The 17,164-nt window shown below is 63.8% G+C and carries 13 protein-coding genes; 4 read left to right on the top strand and 9 right to left on the bottom strand.

All coding sequences use genetic code 11. The features are described from left to right. The 5 genes from ACYU03_RS13415 to ACYU03_RS13395 are packed head-to-tail and all read right to left on the bottom strand — an operon-like array spanning position 1 to position 4,912. Entirely contained in the window at positions 1-1,077 is a 1,077-nt protein-coding gene (locus tag ACYU03_RS13415; RefSeq protein ID WP_461885051.1) for a polysaccharide biosynthesis/export family protein, read from the bottom strand. Between the two features lie 21 nt (positions 1,078-1,098). After that, entirely contained in the window at positions 1,099-1,746 is a 648-nt protein-coding gene (locus ACYU03_RS13410) for a CpsD/CapB family tyrosine-protein kinase (protein ID WP_461885050.1), read from the bottom strand. A 1-nt stretch (position 1,747) separates the two neighbouring features. Next, entirely contained in the window at positions 1,748-2,494 is a 747-nt protein-coding gene (locus tag ACYU03_RS13405; RefSeq protein ID WP_461885049.1) for a sugar transferase, read from the bottom strand. Further along, a complete protein-coding gene (locus tag ACYU03_RS13400) occupies positions 2,478-3,545 on the bottom strand; it encodes an NAD-dependent epimerase (RefSeq protein ID WP_461885048.1) in 1,068 nt (355 codons plus the stop codon). The genes ACYU03_RS13405 and ACYU03_RS13400 overlap by 17 nt, the downstream gene beginning before the upstream one ends. Beyond that, the gene (locus ACYU03_RS13395) at positions 3,542-4,912 is read right to left on the bottom strand and encodes a UDP-glucose dehydrogenase family protein (protein WP_461885047.1); all 1,371 of its coding nucleotides are present in this window, start codon (positions 4,910-4,912) and stop codon (positions 3,542-3,544) included. The genes ACYU03_RS13400 and ACYU03_RS13395 overlap by 4 nt, the downstream gene beginning before the upstream one ends. A gap of 385 nt (positions 4,913-5,297) precedes the next feature. On the opposite strand from ACYU03_RS13395, the gene ACYU03_RS13390 reads away from it, so the two are divergent. Then, positions 5,298-7,019, top strand: coding sequence for a sulfatase-like hydrolase/transferase (locus tag ACYU03_RS13390; RefSeq protein ID WP_461885046.1), 1,722 nt, complete (start codon positions 5,298-5,300; stop codon positions 7,017-7,019). Between the two features lie 129 nt (positions 7,020-7,148). On the opposite strand, the gene ACYU03_RS13385 is transcribed toward ACYU03_RS13390, so the two are convergent. Then, positions 7,149-8,096, bottom strand: coding sequence for a LysR substrate-binding domain-containing protein (locus ACYU03_RS13385; RefSeq protein ID WP_461885044.1), 948 nt, complete (start codon positions 8,094-8,096; stop codon positions 7,149-7,151). A 146-nt stretch (positions 8,097-8,242) separates the two neighbouring features. Here ACYU03_RS13385 and ACYU03_RS13380 point away from each other — a divergent pair, with 146 nt between their 5' ends. The 3 genes from ACYU03_RS13380 to ACYU03_RS13370 all read left to right on the top strand — a co-directional run bounded on the left by ACYU03_RS13380 (position 8,243) and on the right by ACYU03_RS13370 (position 13,164). Continuing rightward, entirely contained in the window at positions 8,243-9,619 is a 1,377-nt protein-coding gene (locus ACYU03_RS13380) for an L-serine ammonia-lyase (RefSeq protein ID WP_461885042.1), read from the top strand. 102 nt (positions 9,620-9,721) lie between these two features. After that, entirely contained in the window at positions 9,722-11,020 is a 1,299-nt protein-coding gene (locus ACYU03_RS13375; protein WP_461885041.1) for a serine/threonine transporter, read from the top strand. 242 nt (positions 11,021-11,262) lie between these two features. Beyond that, positions 11,263-13,164 (top strand): acyltransferase family protein, encoded by a 1,902-nt coding sequence (locus ACYU03_RS13370; protein WP_461885040.1) that lies wholly within the window; start codon positions 11,263-11,265, stop codon positions 13,162-13,164. Between the two features lie 51 nt (positions 13,165-13,215). Here the strand turns inward: ACYU03_RS13370 and ACYU03_RS13365 are convergent, their stop codons facing one another. From ACYU03_RS13365 to ACYU03_RS13355, 3 genes are read right to left on the bottom strand one after another with little or no spacing between them, the layout of a single operon-like run. Next, entirely contained in the window at positions 13,216-14,511 is a 1,296-nt protein-coding gene (locus tag ACYU03_RS13365) for an NAD(P)/FAD-dependent oxidoreductase (protein ID WP_461891460.1), read from the bottom strand. Positions 14,512-14,525: 14 nt separating this feature from the next. Then, entirely contained in the window at positions 14,526-15,614 is a 1,089-nt protein-coding gene (locus ACYU03_RS13360) for a polyamine ABC transporter substrate-binding protein (RefSeq protein WP_461885039.1), read from the bottom strand. A gap of 55 nt (positions 15,615-15,669) precedes the next feature. Beyond that, entirely contained in the window at positions 15,670-17,028 is a 1,359-nt protein-coding gene (locus ACYU03_RS13355) for a glutamine synthetase family protein (protein WP_461885038.1), read from the bottom strand. Between the last annotated feature and the right edge of the window lie 136 nt (positions 17,029-17,164).

Here is a 17,164-nt window from a genome sequence, read left to right as displayed (position 1 = left end):
TCATTGGCCTGCGGTTCCAGCTGGAGCGCCGGAGCCATCGCTGTTGCCGTTGTTGTTACTGCCGTTGTCATCCTTGCTGTCGAGGCGGTAGCCAAAGCTGACACCGATCCCCTGGAACAGCACCACGTCGGCCAGTTGCCGGGCCAGTTCGCCGGCGCTGGCCAGCTTGGTCTTGGGCACGTAGAGCATGTCGTCGGGTTGCAGGTAGGCGATGCGTTGGTTGTCGCCCGTCAAGGCCTTGTCGACGTCGTAGTTCACCGCCTGCACCTGGTTGCCGTTGCGGCGCATGATCACCACCGAGCCGAGCTGGGCCTTGAGGGTCGGGCCACGGGCCAGGGTCAGTGCCTCGAGCACCGAGACCGGGCGACGGATGGAGAAGACGCCGGGCTGGCCGACTTCACCGAGCACATAGATCTCGTTGGCCGAGGTGGACTTGAGCAGTACGTCCACGGTCATGCGTCCGGGCAGGTTCGCGTAACGTTCGTTGAGAAAGTCGCGCAACTGGTTGACGGTCATGCCCTGCAGCGGAACCGAGCCGATCTCCGGGAAGGTGGCGCGGCCATCGTTGCCCACGGTGATGTCGCGGCTCATGCCAGTGCCAGGGTGGGTCAGGGTGTTCTTCAGGTTCACCTCGTTGCTCATGGGGCTGAGCACCCGCACCGTGACCTGGTCGCGGTTGCGCTGGAACACGCGCTTGTTGCGATAGGCCTGCTGGATGGCGTTCTCGGCTTCGCTGGCGGTCATGCCGGCGACGGGCACGCTGGCGTTGGTGCTGGGCAGGGTGATGGTGCCGTCGGGCATCACCAACTGGCTGCCATTGAGGGAGCTGGCGGCCATGAAGTTGAGGTCGACGGTGTCACCGGACTGGATGCGGTAGACGCCTGGCGTGCTGTTGCCGATATGGAAGATCACTTCCAGCACGTCCTGCGGCCGCAGCACCTGCTCGCGATGGGCGATTTCGGTGTTCTGCGCCTCGGCCGGCGGTGCGGTGAGGATCTGTACCGGCATCTGCCGGGTTTCCTGGCTGGCGCAACCGGCCAAGGCCAGCAGGCACAGGGCAATCGATGGGTATTTCATGGTGGGTTTCCTGTGCAGGCCTCAGAGGTTGTTGTACAGCCACTTGGGCATGTAGTACTTGCGCCGGTTGAAGACGCTGCCGACTAGCCGGGCGCCGGCCTGGGTCAGGCGTTGGGCCGCGGCCTGGGCCACCTCCCAGCGGGTTTCCTCGGCGCATACCACCAGGATCACGCCGTCGACCAGCGTGCTCAGTACCAGGCTGTCGGCACTGGCGTAGACGGCATCGCCGTCGACCACCACGAAGCGGTACTGCTCGCTGAGCCTGCGCAGCAGCACCCGCAGCAGGTCCGGGTTGAGCCGCTCGCGGCCACGCTTCCAGGTGCCGCCCGGGAGGATGTCGAACGGCTGGTCGGACAGCCGCACGATGCAGTCCTGGGCCAGGGGCGGAGTGTCCTGGTCGAACAGCAGGTCAGTGAATCCCGGCAACTTGTGCAGGCCCAGTTGCTGGCTGAGGTTGCTGCCACTGTTGCTGCTGTCGATCAGCAGCACGGAGCCCGCGCTCATCAGCGCCAGTTGGCTGGCGAAGGCCAGGGCACTGGTGCTGGTGCCGCTGCCGGTGTTGGCTGCGGTCAGTAACAGGATGCGCTGGTCTTCATCGAGCATCGTGGCGGTCAGGTTGGCTTCGCTCGGGGTGGCGATGCTCAGGCTTCTTGAAGTAGAACCGTCCATATCAACTTGCTCCGTGGCCGCTGAAGACTTTGAAGGGAGTCTTGAAGAGGATCTTCAGGTCCAGCATCAAGCTCTGTTCGTTGATGTAGCTCAGGTCCAGCTCGACGCGCTGGTCGAAGTCGATGTCGCTGCGCCCAGAGATCTGCCACAGGCCGGTCATGCCGGGATAGATGCTCAGACGTGCCAGGTGGTTGTCCTTGTAGCGGTAGGCGTTGAAGGACGTGGGCCGGGGACCGACCAGGCGCATGTCGCCGGTGACCACGTTGATCAGGTTGGGCAGTTCGTCGAGGCTGGTACGGCGCAGCCACCTGCCGATGGGGGTGACGCGCGGGTCCTTGTCGATCTTGAAGTCGATGGCGTCGGCGCCGTGCTTGTTCAGGTGGCGCAGCGAATCCTTCAACGCTTCGGCGTTGACGACCATGGTGCGGAACTTGAACATGCCGAAAGTGCGGCCCCGGTAGCCGGTCCTTTTCTGGACGAAGAACACCGGCCCAGGACCGCTGGACTTGACCAGTACCGCCAATACCAGCAGCAGGGGTGCGATCAGCACCAGCAGGACCAGGGCGCCGAGGCAGGACAGCAGGCGGTTGGTCCGCGACAGGGTCCAGGGCCTGCCACCGACGCGGCGGGTGAGCCAGCCGCGCCCCTGCATGTGGATCGCCGCATCGATGCGTTGCCGATGCGCCGGGTCCATGCGCTTGTCCTGGTATAGCGCCTGCAGTTGCGCGCTTTTAGGTTGTCCTGTCATACCGCCCTCCGTTGATGCCTGTGCTCGCTGGCCTCCAAGGGGTGTGCGAGTAGTAGCGATGAAACCAGGCGACGAATCGCCCGAGCCCTTCATCCAGGGAAACCTGTGGGGTGAAGCCGGTGAGCTGCTCCAGCGCGCTGGTGTCGGCGCAGGTGGCCAGCACATCGCCCGGCTGCAGTGGCAGTAGCTCGATTTCGGCTTTGCGCTGCAGGTGCTTTTCCAGCAGGGCCAGGTAGTCGGTGAGCTCCACTGGCCGCTGGCCGCCGATGTTGAACAGGCGCCAGGGGGCATGGCTGCTGGCCGGGTCTGGCAGGTCGTGGTTCCAGCCCGGGTCGGCTTGCGGTGGCAGGGGGATGAGCCGCACCAGGCTTTCGACGATGTCGTCGATGTAGGTGAAGTCGCGCTGGTGGCAGCCATGGTTGAACAACTGGATCGGTCGGCCTTCGGCGATCGCTCGGGCGAACTGGATGGGCGACATGTCCGGGCGGCCCCAGGGGCCGTAGACGGTGAAGAAGCGCAGGCCGCTGCAGGGGATGCCGAACAAATGGCTGTAGCTGTGGGCCATGGCCTCGTTGGCCTTCTTGGTGGCGGCGTACAGCGACAGCGGGTGATCGACCGCATGCTGGACCTGGTAGGGCGTGCGCTGGTTGGCGCCGTACACCGAACTCGACGAGGCGTACAGCAGGTGCCGGACCGGATGACGGCGACAACCTTCGAGGATGTTGAGGAAGCCGCACAAGTTGCTGTCGATGTAGGCCTGGGGGTTTTCCAGGGAATAACGCACCCCGGCCTGGGCGGCCAGATGCACTACCACCTCGGGTTGTTCGCGGGCGAACAGCGTGGCGATGCCATCGCGGTCGCCCAGGTCGAGGCGGTGCAGCGGGAAGGGCCCGGCCTGGCTTTCGATCCAGTCCAACCGCGCGTGCTTCAGGGCTGGGTCGTAGTAATCGTTGAAGTTGTCCAGGCCCAGCACCTGATGCCCGTCGCGCAGCAGGCGCAGGCTGGTGTGGGCACCGATGAAGCCGGCCGCGCCGGTGACCAGGATCTTCATGGTGCGCTCACCTGCGGCGGGACGTTTACCTGTGGTGGGACTTGACGCAAGCCGATCCCGGTGTAGCTCAGGCCATGGGCCGCGACCTGCTCGGGGTTGTACAGGTTGCGTCCGTCGATGATCAGCTTGGCCCGCAGTTTCTGGGCCAGCAGGGTGAAGTCGACCACGCGAAAGTTCTTCCACTCGGTGCAGATCACCAGGGCGTCGGCGTCCTGCAGGGTGTCGTCACGGGTAGCGCACAGTTGCAGGTCGTCGCGGTAGCCATAGAGGCGCCGGCATTCATCCATGGCTTCCGGGTCATAGGCGCGTACCGTGGCGCCTTCGGCCCATAGAGCTTCCATCAGGTAGCGGCTGGGGGCCTCGCGCATATCGTCGGTGTTGGGCTTGAAGGCCAGGCCCCACAGGGCGATGGACTTTCCGCTCAGCGGGCCTTGCAGGTGCTGCTTCAGCTTGTTGAAGAGGATTACGCGCTGGCGGTCGTTTACTTCGCTGACCGTTTGCAGCAGGCGCAGTGGCATGCCGCTGTGCTCGGCGGTGTGCAATAGGGCGCGCAGGTCCTTGGGGAAGCAGGAGCCACCGAAGCCGCAACCGGGGTAGATGAAGTGGTAGCCGATGCGCGGGTCCGAACCGATGCCCTTGCGCACCGACTCGATGTCGGCGTCCAGGCGTTCGCTGAGGTTGGCCAGTTCGTTCATGAAGCTGATACGGGTGGCGAGCATGGCGTTGGCCGCGTACTTGGTCAGCTCGGCACTGCGGTTGTCCATGAACATCAGCTTTTCATGGTTGCGGCAGAAGGGGGCGTAGAGTTCGGCGAGCTGGTCGCGGGCCTGGTCGTCGCTGGTGCCGATGATGATGCGGTCAGGGCGCATGCAGTCGGCCAGGGCGCTGCCTTCCTTGAGGAACTCGGGGTTGGAGACCACGCGCACGTTCAGGTGGCCCTTGCCCAGGCGCTGCAGTTCATCGTGGGCGAGGGCGATGACCTTGTCGGCGGTGCCCACCGGCACCGTGGACTTGATGATCAGGGTCCGGTCCGCTTCCATCAGGCCGGCGATCTGCCGGGTCACGCTGAGCACATGGGAGAGATCGGCCGAGCCATCCTCGTCGGGCGGTGTGCCGACGGCGATGAAGATCAGTTCGGCATGGGCCACCGCATCGCTGCCTTGGGTGCTGAACAGAAGGCGGTCTTCCTTGATGTTGTCTTCCAGCAGGCTGGAGAGGCCGGGCTCGCTGATCGGGGGGACGCCCAGGCGCAGCTGGCTGATCTTGTGTGTGTCGACATCCACGCAGAGTACGCGGTGCCCCACATCAGCCAGGGCTGCTGCTTGAACAAGACCGACATAGCCGGTGCCAAATACGCTCACATCCATGCCGGCGTGCCTCGTATGGAGTAGTAAGGGGAATGAAACAGCGGTGTGATTTCGGTATAGCTCAGCTCGACGGAATTGCGTCAAACCAATGGCATGTTTCGTTGAACTTACAAGCGCTAACGTTCCCGGCCTTTTGCCACCAACCCTTTTCTAATCCGTGCCTTAGCGACGAAAGCTACTGGCACTTAGCCGGATTACGAGGCGATAAACGGTCGTAGGCCGCGAAAATACTGGTCTCTGGGTAATAGATTGTTTCACTGGCGTATCACTTTAAGCGCCAAAATATGGCGTTGTGGTATCGCCGGAAAATTGACTATTTCCGCCTTGTGATTTGTTACAGGACTGCTACGGTTTGAGGAAGGCTCGATGACCGGGGTGGATAATCATGCGCGGATATATCAAGGGACTGCTGCTGGTCATCTACCTGGCAAGCTTCCATGACTATTACTTCGAACGTCTTCAGGCCCTCGGTTTCGGCTTGCCGCTGATGCTTTATCTGGGGGTGTTCGCGGTGCTGGTGCTGGCCCTGTTGTTGAGCGCCTGGATACGCCTGGCCGCCTTGCGCTGGTCTGTGGCCGTGGTGTTTTCGGCCAGTGCGCTGTTCTTCGATGCCTATACCCACATCACCGATTCCTACCTGACCTACAGCGCCTTCGTTTCCATGGTCTATTCCGGTGGTTTCATCGGCGAAGCGCTGCAGCAGTACCACGCGGCGATCCTCCTTGCGCTGGCCAAGGCCTGGCTCCTGCTGTTGGGCATCGGCCTGCGTCCGGCGCCTGTGGCGCGCTTGCCCCGGGGCCTGCCCTGGAGCGCGCCTGTACTGGCCTTGCTCCTGCTGATCGGCATCCTCTTCGTCCGCGCGGGCGAGGGCGCGCGCGGGTTACCGGTGATGTACACGCCGCTGGCCTACATGAGCCTGTTCACCTACGAGTCGCTGCACAGCAGCGTCGGTCCGCGCCAGCCGGTCAGCCTGGCCCGCTCGGGGCCGCCTCTTGCGCGGGATATCGTGCTGATCATCGACGAGAGCATTTCTGGCAATTACCTTGATCTGAACACTCCGGCCGGAGTGACCAGCCACCTCAACCAGCCCCAGCCCGGGGCGAGCATCTTCAACTACGGCTATGCCGCGTCCGTCGCCAACTGCAGCGCGGACACCAATGTCACCTTGCGCTATGGTGGCACCCGCGACGACTACCTGCGTATCAACTCGACCCAGCCCTCGATCTGGCAGTACGCCAAGCAGGCCGGGTTGGGCACGGTGTACATCGATGGCCAGCGCACCGCAGGCAAACTGCAGAACCTGATGACCGAGACGGAAAAGCACGACATCGATCAGTTCATCCAGTTCGACGACACCCCTGTGCTCGAACGCGATATGGCGGCGCTGGCCAAACTGCTGGAGCTGCTCAAGGACGACACGCCCCAGTTGATCGTGATCAACAAGGTCGGCGCGCACTTCCCGGTGCACGACAAATACCCCGATGACTTCATGCGCTATCAGCCGGCGTTGTCCCGTGGGCGCTTCACCGACGTCGCCGACACCGGCACCCGTGATGGCTTCGACGGCGCCACGGCGGACTGGGTGCTCTACCGCAATGCCTACAAGAACACGCTGCTATGGAACGTGGGTGAGTTCTTTCGTCGGTTGTTCGCCGAAGGCGACTTGAGCCAGGCAGTGGTGATCTACACCTCCGACCATGGCCAGGATCTGCATGAGCGCGGCAACCCTGGCTTGAACACCCACTGCGGCAGCGATCCGGCCATGGAGGAGGGCCTGGTGCCGCTGGTGGTGATCCAGGGCCAGGGGTTGCAGACCCTGGACTGGCAGGCGCACCTGGCGCAGAACCGCAATGCCTCCAGCCACTACAACATCTTCCCGACGCTGTTGCGCCTGCTGGGGTATGACAGCTCGGCGATCACGTCGCTGTATGGGTATGCGCTGGATGTGCCGACCCAGGACCCGTTCAGCTTCAATATCCGCTTCAACGCCCGCCTGGGCGCGACACCGGAGTTCCGGCATATCGACCTGCAGCAGATCGTCACGCCCGCCGATGAGCGGGTGGCACCGACCACGACACTGGGTGGCAACAAGCAGGCAGTGAAGTGAGCGCAAGGCTGCCAAAGGCAGGTCCGCTGCGCGCCCCATCGCGACACAAGGCCGCTCCCACAAGTGCGGCGGCCTTGTGTCGCGATGGGCTGTGTAGAAGCCCCAATGCGGACACTCAGCTTAAGCGAATCAGACCTCGGGCAGCGCCAGCGGATGCAGCGCCCTGAACCCTTGGGCTTCCTCCACCAGCCAGTCATGCACTGCCCGCGCTCCGGGCTGGGTCAACCCACCTGGCGGATACAGCAGCACATAGCGTTTGTGATTGGCGATCGGTACCCCGAACGGCACGATCAGCGCACCCCGTTCCAGCTCGTCATTGAGCAAGGTGCGCCGGGCAATGGCCACGCCGATCCCGGCGATGGCTGCTTCGATGGTCAGGTGGTTGCGGTTGAAGGTATGCCCGCGTCGTACGTCCAGCCCGCTGGCGCCGATGCCGTCCAGGTAGAACTCCCATTCGGCATATTCCGAACTGCCGCGCCAGGCGGTGATGTCGTGCAGCAGCGGATAGTGAGCCAGGTCGGCAGGGCCGTGCAGAGGCGGGCGGCCACGCAGCAGCGCGGGCGAGCAGACTGGGAAGATCTGTTCGTCGAGCAACGGGGTCGAGTGCATGCCCGGATAGCTGCCGTCGTTGAGGTCGATGGCCAGGTCGAAGTCGCCTTCGTCCAGGGCCTGGCTGCTGTCTTCGGCGACCAGGCGCAACTCGATGTCCGGGTAACGCTGCTGTAGCCGCGGCAGACGTGGCGTGAGCCATTTGGCCAGGAAGGAGGGCACCGAGCGCAGGCGCAGGGTGCCCCGGATCTCGCCGGCATCCAGGCGCCGCAGTTCCGCGTCGATGCTCCCGTAGGCATCGCTGACGGTTTGTGCCAGGCGCTGGCCTTCGGCGCTCAGCTCCACGCCACGGGCGCGGCGCAGGAACAGGCGGAAACCCAGGCGCTCCTCCAACTGGCGGATCTGCTGGCTGACTGCGCCAGGGGTGATGTGCAGTTCTTCGGCGCACCGGGTGAACGACAAATGCCGTGCCGCACAGGAGAACACATGCAGCCAGACGTACATCTGGCCATTCAATTGCCGTCGCATCGTTTAGTCCTGCTAAAGGCTTGCTTAGAAACTTTCGTTGGTCATCGCCGAGAGGGCACGGCAGTATCGCGTAAATTCGCGGTTCCCTTCAATTTTCCCAGAGGGCCGGTTGGCGAGATTCAACATCGCCACGGTCAGGCATTAGCATGGCTATCAGTGTTTTCGACCTTTTCAAGATTGGCATCGGCCCATCCAGCTCCCACACCGTGGGCCCCATGCGTGCGGCGGCGACCTTCGCCCAGGCCTTGCGTGAACGAGGCCTGCTGGCGCAAGTGAGTCGGGTGCAAGTGCGCCTGTATGGCTCGCTGTCGGCCACCGGTGTCGGCCATGCCACTGACCGTGCCTGCCTGCTGGGCTTGATGGGGCAATGGCCGGATCGCATCGATCCGCAGAGCATCGGTCCACGCATCGATCAACTGATGCAGGAGCGTTGCCTGATGCTCGATGGCAGCCATGCCATCGCCTTCGATTACAGCCGTGACCTGCTGTTGCTGGACGAAAGCCTGCCTTATCACCCCAACGCCATGACCCTGGAGGCGCAGGGCGAGGCTGGCAGTCTGTTCAAGCAGACCTACTACTCGGTGGGCGGCGGTTTCATCATCGAAGCCGCACAGGTAGGGGCTGCCGAGAACGACGGCGAGCAGGTGCACTTGCCTTACGACTTTTCCAGCGCTGCCCAGTTGCTGGCGTTGTGCAAGGCCCATGGCCTGAGCGTCAGCCAGTTGATGATGGCCAACGAGTGCGCCTGGCGTCCTGAAGCCGAAGTGCGTAGCGGCCTGTTGCAGCTATGGGCGGTGATGCGCGAATGCGTCGACAACGGCCTGCGCAACGAGGGCGTGCTGCCCGGCGGCCTGAACGTCAAGCGCCGTGCCGCGCGCCTGCACCGCAGCCTGCAGGAGCTGGGTAAACCCAATGTGATCGGCTCGACCCTGAGCGCCATGGAGTGGGTCAACCTGTTCGCCCTGGCGGTCAACGAAGAGAACGCCGCCGGTGGGCGCATGGTCACCGCGCCAACCAATGGCGCGGCGGGGATCATTCCGGCGGTATTGCACTACTACATGAAGTTCAACCCAGGTGCCTGTGACGAGGATGTGGTGGCTTTCCTGCTTGGGGCCGCCGCCGTGGGCATCCTGTGCAAGAAGAACGCCTCGATCTCCGGGGCCGAGGTCGGCTGCCAGGGCGAGGTCGGTTCGGCTTGCGCCATGGCCGCCGCCGGCCTGGCCGAAGTGTTGGGTGCGACCCCGCCGCAACTGGAGAACGCTGCCGAGATCGCCCTGGAGCACAACCTGGGACTGACCTGCGACCCGGTCGGCGGCCTGGTGCAGGTGCCCTGCATCGAGCGCAACGCGATCGCCGCGGTCAAGGCGATCAACGCCGTGCAGATGGCCTTGCGCGGTGATGGCGAGCATTTCATTTCCCTGGACCGGGTGATCCGCACCATGCGCGACACCGGTGCGGACATGCACGCCAACTACAAGGAAACCTCGCGCGGCGGCCTGGCCGTGGCGTTTGTCGAGTGTTGAGCCGCCACCCGGCTATGTGAGCGGGCGCGGTCGCTGCGCGGCCCCGACCTGCTGTTTGACCCCGCTGTACCCAGCAACAAAAACAACTACAAGGCGATACTGATGACTGATGTAAACAACACCACGACTGTTCGTGTGGATTCGGCTGCCTGCGAGCAATCCCAGGCCTGGAGCCGCCATGACACCACTTGGACGCTGGGCCTGTACGGCACGGCGATCGGTGCCGGGACGCTGTTCCTGCCGATCAACGCTGGGGTAGGGGGCTTCTGGCCGCTGCTGATCCTGGCGCTGTTGGCGTTCCCCATGACCTTCTACGCCCACCGTGCCTTGACCCGCTTCGTGCTGTCCGGGCGCAAGGGCACCAGCGAAGACATCACCGAGGTGGTCGAAGAGCACTTCGGCGTTGGCGCCGGCAAGCTGATCACCTTGCTCTACTTCTTCGCCATCTTCCCGATCCTGCTGGTCTACAGCGTGGCCTTGACCAACACCCTGAGCAGCTTCCTCGAGCACCAGTTGCACATCACCCCACCGCCGCGCGCGTTGTTGTCGTTGCTGCTGATCTGCGGCCTGATGATCGTGGTGCGTTGCGGCCAGGGCATCATCGTCAAGGTGATGAGCGTGCTGGTCTATCCCTTCGTCGCCTCGTTACTGCTGCTGGCCCTGAGCCTGATTCCCAACTGGAACGGCGCCTTCTTCGCCCAGGCAAGCGCCGGCATCAGCCCGTCCTCGCTGTTCATGACCCTGTGGCTGGCGATCCCGGTGATGGTGTTTTCCTTCAACCACTCGCCGATCATCTCTGCCTTCGCCGTTGACCAGAAGCACCGTTATGGCGCCCAGGCCGAGCAGAAGAGCAGCCGCATCCTGGCCAGCGCACACCTGATGATGGTGTTGACGGTGATGTTTTTCTGCTTCAGTTGCGTACTGGCCCTGAGCCCGGCCGACCTGGCGGCGGCCAAGGCGCAGAACATCTCGATCCTGTCCTACCTGGCCAACCACTTCCAGACACCGGTTATCGCCTTCGTGGCGCCGCTGATCGCCTTGGTGGCTATCACCAAGTCTTTCCTTGGCCATTACATCGGCGCCAGCGAGGGCTTCCAGGGGCTGATCGTGAAGAGCCTGCGTGGCCGTGGCAAACAGTGGCCGGCCAAGCGCCTGGAGCGCCTCACCGCATTGTTCATGGTGGTGACCTGCTGGGTGGTGGCGACCCTCAACCCGAGCATCCTGGGCCTCATCGAAGGCCTGGGTGGGCCGATCATCGCCTGCCTGCTGTTCCTCATGCCCATGTACGCGGTGCGCAAAGTGCCATCTCTGCGCCAGTACTCGGGCAAGCTGTCGAACGTTTTCGTGGTGCTGATCGGCTTGATCACCTTGTCGGCGATCCTTTACTCGTTCGCTGCCTGACGCCTCTTGCAAGACCCCGGCGCCTGGCAGGTTTGAGCAAGGCGCCGGAGCTTGGACGCAAGAAATAGCCAAAAAAATGACTGAAACTCTGGAGTAGTTAAGCGGGTTTAACAGGGCTAGGTGTACGATCGTCGGCTTTTTGACTTTTCGCCTTGGCGAGCGGTGAAATCCGGCCTACAACTGTGGGGGTGGCACATTGCCTCGAAGAGTCCGTCTTCAACACCATAGGGAAGGTCAGGCGCATGATTCGTGAAAAGTACCGCACCGATATCGATGGCTTGCGCGCGGTGGCGGTGATCGCTGTGTTCGTGCATCACCTCAATACCACGTGGCTGCCGGGCGGCTTCATCGGTGTCGATATCTTCTTCGTGATTTCCGGCTTCCTGATCACTTCCCAGGTCTTCGCTGAAGTGCGCGAGGGTCGGTTTTCCCTCAAGCAGTTCTACCAGCGGCGCATCAACCGTATCGTACCGGCCCTGGCCACGGTGCTGCTGGCCACTGTGATCGTCGGTGCTTTCCTGCTGTCGCCGGTCGACCTGATGCGGCTCAACGCCACCGCGCTGTTTTCCTTGCTGGGGGTGTCCAACCTCTATATCTGGGTCAAGTACGGCAACTATTTTGCCGCTGACGCCAGCGAAGCGCCCTTGCTGCACACCTGGTCGCTGGGTATCGAAGAGCAGTTCTACGTGGTCTGGCCGCTGCTGGTGATGCTGGTGTTCCGCCTGGCCCCCCGTCACCTGTTGCTGACCCTGGGTGTGGGCGTGGTGCTGGCAGTCGCGTTCTCCCACTACGCCACCGGTGTGTTCGCCACGGCCTCCTACTACCTGTTGCCGACGCGCTTCTTCGAACTGATGCTGGGTGGCTGGCTGGGCATCTACCTGCAACAGCCGCAGACCATCGGCCGATTGCGGGCCGGGGTGTGTACGGTACTTGGCTACCTGCTGATCGGCGTGTCGTTGGCGTTGCTCGGCGAAGGGCTGCCGTTTCCGGGGCTCAACGCACTCTGGCCCTGCCTGGGGGCGGCGTTGCTGATCTATGCGGGGGCTAGCAGCATGTCGTCGCCCTTGCTGGGCAGTCGGCCCATGGTGTTCATCGGCTTGATCTCCTACTCCCTGTACCTGTGGCACTGGCCGCTGATCGCCTACCTCAACTACCTGGGTGTGCCGATCACCCTGGGTGTGGGTTGCGCTGTGGTGGTGGTCGCGGTGGTGCTGTCTTGGCTGTCCTGGCGCTATGTCGAAAAACCGATGCGCCGCAGCGGGGTACGACTGCGCTTCGTCCAGGTCTTTACCCGGCGCTTCGCCGTGCCGGCTCTGGGGCTGCTGCTGGTGGCGGGGTTGACCCAGCAGTTCGACGGCTTTCCCCAGCGCTTCAACGCCAATGTCGAAAGCCTGGAGGCCATGACCCTGGACAAGCCGGCTGACGTGCGCCGGGGCTGTCATGTGGTCAATGCCCTGTACACCACCGGGCCGAACAGCGACTGCCGCCTGGGCGCCGAGAAGCCGGCCATCGACGGCATTCTGGTGGGCGACTCTTTCGCCAACCATTTCAGCGGCATGGTGGACATCCTGGCGCGGCCAGACAACATCAGCCTGATGGACTACACCATCGACAACTGCCTGCCGGTGCTCGGCTACAAAGGCGGCATGCCGCCGGTGTACGCGGCGCACTGCGCCTTGCGCAACGAGCGGGTGTTCGACCTGATCGAGCGCAACCGCTACCGTTATGTCGTGCTGGCCGGCAGTTGGCCACGCGACGAGGCCGCCGAAGGCATCATCGAAGCCAGCATCCGCCGCGCCGTAGAGCACAGCGGCCAGGTCATCGTCATCCTTAACAACCAACCCATCGACAAGGCGGCCACCTGCCCGATCCGCCGTCTCATGTTCGACCTGCAGCGCCACTGCGAAACCGACGAAAGCACCCGGCCACGCTACTGGACGCAGATCCGCGCCAAGTTCCCTCAAGTGCGCTTCATCGACCCCAACCAGGTGATCTGCCCCGATCAGCGCTGCAGCCCGTTGATCGACGGCAAGCTGCTGTACCTGGACAACGCCCACCTCAACGAGGTCGGCTCGCGCTTTATCGGCCAGACGTTGCTGGAGCGGGGCTATTCGCTGTTGCGGGACCCGGCGGGGCGGTCGTGATGGGAGGCTAATGCGTCGGAGGGAGCGAAGCCGCCTACGCGGCGGCTCCTTTCAGCCCAGCGCCTCCCGCAGTCGGTACCACAGCATCCCCAGCGCCAGCAGCGGCGAGCGCAGGGCCTTGCCGCCGGGGAAGGTCAGGTGCGGCACGGCGCTGAACACGTCCAGGCCCTGGCTCTGGCCGACGGCGATGGCCTCGGCCAGCAACTTGGCGGTCCAGTGGGTGACGTTCAGGCCGTGGCCTGAATAGCCTTGGGCGTAGAACACGTTGGGATGCTGGCTGAGCCGACCGACCTGGGGGAAACGGTTGGCCGTGATGCCTATCATGCCACCCCACTGGTAGTCGATGCGCACGTCGGCCAACTGCGGGAACACCTTGAGCACCTTGGGCCGCATGTAGGCGGCGATGTCGCGTGGGTCGCGGCCGGAGTAATGGCAGGCGCCGCCGAACAGCAGGCGGCGGTCGGCAGTCAGGCGGTAGTAGTCGAGGCCGACCTTCTGGTCGCACAGGGCCATGTTCTGCGGGATCAGTTCGGCAGCCACCGCTTCGGGCAGCGGCTCGGTCGCCACCACATAGCTGCCAGCTGGCAGCACCTTGCCGGTCAGACGTGGTTCCAGTTCGTCGAGGTGAGCGTTGCAGCCGAGCACCAGGCTGTTGGCCCGTACCCGACCATGGGCACAGTGCAGGGTGACCGTGCTGCCGTGCTCGATACGCAGTACCGGGCTCTGCTCGAAGATGCGCACGCCCAGGCCATGGGCTGCCCGTGCTTCGCCCTGGACCAGGTCCAGCGGGTGCAAGTGGCCCGAACCCATGTCCACCAGGCCGCCGGCATAATTGTCGCTGGCCACCACTTCACGCATTCGCTCAGGGCCGACCAGGCGGGTCTCGTGGCGGTAACCGAGTTCGGCCAGCTCTTGTTGCTCGGCCTGGAAGGCGGCGAACTGCGCCGGCGTGTTGGCCAGTTCGCAGAAGCCCCAGCGCAGGTCGCAGGCAATGCCGTACTGCTCGATGCGCTGGGCGACCAGGGCTACCGAATCGATCCCGGCCTGCTTGAGGTAGCGCACGCCATCCTGGCCGACGTAGCGGGCGAAGCCGCTGACGTCATGGCCGATGCCGCGGATCAGCTGGCCGCCGTTGCGCCCGCTGGCGCCCCAGCCGATGCGCCGGCCCTCCAGAAGGATGACCGAGAGGCCGCGCTGGGCCAGCTCCAGCGCGGTGTTGACCCCGGTCAGGCCGCCGCCGACCACGCAAACATCGGCGCTCAGGTCCTCGGCGAGCGCCGGGTAGGGCGCGGTGTCGCGAGCCGTGGCGGCGTAGTAGGAGGCAGTGTGTTGGTTAGTCTGGACCATGGGTTGTACTCGGCTCATCGATTGGACTTGATCTTGCTCCAGGAGCGGGTCATCAGGCGCATGATCTTGGGGGTTGGGGTGTTGGAGATGTACAGCTTGTCCAGCACCTCCTGGGGTGGGTAGATCTCAGGATTGGCTACCAGCTCCGGGTCCATGAATTGCTGGGCGTCCGGGTTGGCGTTGGCGTAGCCGACGCTGGCGCTGACCTTGGCGATCACTTGTGGGTCGAGCAGGTAGTTGATGAAGGCATGGGCCTGCTGCGGGTTGCTGGCATCGGCAGGGATGGCCAGCAGGTCGAACCAGAGGTTGCTGCCTTCCTTGGGAATGCTGTAGGCCACCTTCACGCCGTTCTTGGCCTCGACGGCGCGGTTGGCCGCCTGGAACACATCGCCGGAGTAGCCGAAGGCCACGCACACGTCACCGTTGGCCAGGTCCGATACGTACTTGGAGGAGTGGAAGTAGGTCACGTAGGGGCGCAACTGAAGCAGTAGCTTCTCGGCCTCGGCATAGTCCTCCGGCTTGTCGCTGCGTGGGTCCTTGCCCAGATAGTTGAGCACCGCCGGGAACAGTTCGTCGGCCGAGTCCATGAAGGCTACGCCACACTGCTTGAGCTTCTTCAGGTTCTCCGGCTTGAACAGCACGTCCCAGGAGTCGACGTGGTCGATGCCCAGCACTTGCTTGACCTTGTCGACGTTGTAGCCGATGCCATTGGTGCCCCACAGGTAGGGCACCGAGTAACGGTTGCCGGGGTCGTTTTGCTCCAGCAGCTTGAGCAGCGCCGGGTCCAGGTGTTTCCAGTTCGGCAGTTGCTCGCGGTCCAGCGGCAGGAAGGCGCCGGCCTGGGCCTGGCGCGCAAGGAAATGGTTGGAGGGCACCACCACGTCGTAGCCGGTGCGACCGGCCAGCAACTTGCCCTCCAGGGTCTCGTTGGAGTCGAACACGTCGTAGACCACCTTGATCCCGCTGCTGGCCTGGAAGTCCGCCAGAGTGGTGTCACCGATGTAGTCGGTCCAGTTGTACACGCTGACGCTGGGCTGGGCCTGGGCGGCCGCGCCGAACATCAGGGCCAGGGTTGCGGGTAACAGGGATTGCAGCAGACGCATGTCGACACCTCGTGGGTTCTTGTTGTGTTGTGCGATGTGGTTGACGCGGTACGGATCAGACGCTGAGCAGCAGGAACTCACGCTCCCATGAGCTGATCACTCGTTTGAAGTTCTCGTGCTCGGCGCGTTTGACCGCCACGTAGCCCTGGACGAACTGGCGGCCCAGGTAGCGCTGCACGGTCTCGCATTCTTCCATGTGCGCCAGGGCATCCTCGATGGTGATCGGCAGGCGCAGGTTGCGCCGTTCGTAGGCACGGCCCTGGACCGGCGCGCTGGGGTTGATCTTCTCGATCATGCCCAGGTAGCCGCACAGCAGGCTGGCGGCGATCGCCAGGTAGGGGTTGGCATCGGCGCCGGGCAGGCGGTTTTCGACCCGCATCGCCTCGGGGCTGGCGGTGGGCACACGCAGGCCGACGGTGCGGTTTTCCTCGCCCCACTCGACGTTCACCGGTGCTGAAGTGTCCGGCAGGAAGCGACGGAACGAGTTGACGTTGGGGGCGAACATCGGCAACAGCTTGGGGATGTACTTTTGCAGGCCGCCGATGTGGTGCAGGAACAGCTCGCTCTTTTGCCCTTGGTCATCGACGAAGACCGGCTTGCCGGTGGCGATGTCGATCACGCTCTGGTGCAGGTGCATGGCGCTGCCGGGCTCGTCGGCCACGGGCTTGGCCATGAAGGTGGCGGTGACGTTGTGCTTGAGCGCCGCCTCGCGCATGGTGCGCTTGAACACGGTGATCTGGTCGGCCAGGTCCAGGGCGTCGCCGTGACGGAAGTTGATCTCCATCTGCGCCGGGCCGTCCTCGTGGATCAGCGTGTCCAGGTCCAGGCCCTGGATCTCGCACCAGTCGTAGACGTCCTCGAACAGCGGGTCGAATTCGTTGGCCGCGTCGATGGAGAACGATTGCCGGCCGCTTTCGGCCCGGCCCGAGCGACCCAGCGGCGCCTGCAGCGGCAGGTCCGGGTCTTCGCAGCGTTGGGTCAGGTAGAACTCCATCTCCGGCGCGACGATCGGCTGCCAGCCTTGCTCGGCATACAACTGCAGGACCTTCTTGAGCACGTTGCGCGGCGACAGGGCGATGGGGTTGCCCTCTTTGTCGAAAGTGTCGTGGATAACGATGGCGGTCGGCTCGATGGCCCAGGGCACCAGGTAGACCGCCGACGGGTCGGGGCGGCAGACCATGTCGATGTCGGCCGGGTCGAGCAGATCGTAGTAGATGTCGTCGTCGACGAAGTCGCCGGTGACCGTCTGCAGCAGCACGCTCTCCGGCAGGCGCATGCCGCGCTCATGGAGAAACTTTGCCGTGGGGGCGATCTTGCCGCGGGCAATGCCGGTCAGGTCGCTGACCACGCATTCGACTTCGGTGATCCGGTGTTCTTTCAGCCAGGTGGACAGCTGATCGAAGGGGGCGTTCATACAGACCTCTTGGTTGGGTTTTATAGGCGTCGTTTCCGCTGGAGCTTCCCCTGCGGCGCGCTGAGGACTATCTTGGCCGCAGCACATGGATAGGATCTATCCACTTTCTTCGTCAGTAAATGCACCAAAAGAGTGC

The sequence above is a fragment of the Pseudomonas sp. X10 genome, from assembly GCF_054889225.1.
The sequence above is the reverse complement of the archived record's forward strand: the minus strand, read 5'-3'. Positions and strand labels throughout refer to the sequence as shown.

Coding starts and splice junctions, on each gene's coding strand:
- ACYU03_RS13370 (WP_461885040.1), top strand. CDS start 11,263: ATGATTCGTGAAAAGTACCGCACCGATATCGATGGCTTGCGCGCGGTG.
- ACYU03_RS13375 (WP_461885041.1), top strand. CDS start 9,722: ATGACTGATGTAAACAACACCACGACTGTTCGTGTGGATTCGGCTGCC.
- ACYU03_RS13410 (WP_461885050.1), bottom strand. CDS start 1,746: ATGGACGGTTCTACTTCAAGAAGCCTGAGCATCGCCACCCCGAGCGAA.
- ACYU03_RS13395 (WP_461885047.1), bottom strand. CDS start 4,912: ATGGATGTGAGCGTATTTGGCACCGGCTATGTCGGTCTTGTTCAAGCA.
- ACYU03_RS13360 (WP_461885039.1), bottom strand. CDS start 15,614: ATGCGTCTGCTGCAATCCCTGTTACCCGCAACCCTGGCCCTGATGTTC.
- ACYU03_RS13390 (WP_461885046.1), top strand. CDS start 5,298: ATGCGCGGATATATCAAGGGACTGCTGCTGGTCATCTACCTGGCAAGC.
- ACYU03_RS13405 (WP_461885049.1), bottom strand. CDS start 2,494: ATGACAGGACAACCTAAAAGCGCGCAACTGCAGGCGCTATACCAGGAC.
- ACYU03_RS13385 (WP_461885044.1), bottom strand. CDS start 8,096: ATGCGACGGCAATTGAATGGCCAGATGTACGTCTGGCTGCATGTGTTC.
- ACYU03_RS13365 (WP_461891460.1), bottom strand. CDS start 14,511: ATGGTCCAGACTAACCAACACACTGCCTCCTACTACGCCGCCACGGCT.
- ACYU03_RS13380 (WP_461885042.1), top strand. CDS start 8,243: ATGGCTATCAGTGTTTTCGACCTTTTCAAGATTGGCATCGGCCCATCC.
- ACYU03_RS13415 (WP_461885051.1), bottom strand. CDS start 1,077: ATGAAATACCCATCGATTGCCCTGTGCCTGCTGGCCTTGGCCGGTTGC.
- ACYU03_RS13400 (WP_461885048.1), bottom strand. CDS start 3,545: ATGAAGATCCTGGTCACCGGCGCGGCCGGCTTCATCGGTGCCCACACC.
- ACYU03_RS13355 (WP_461885038.1), bottom strand. CDS start 17,028: ATGAACGCCCCCTTCGATCAGCTGTCCACCTGGCTGAAAGAACACCGG.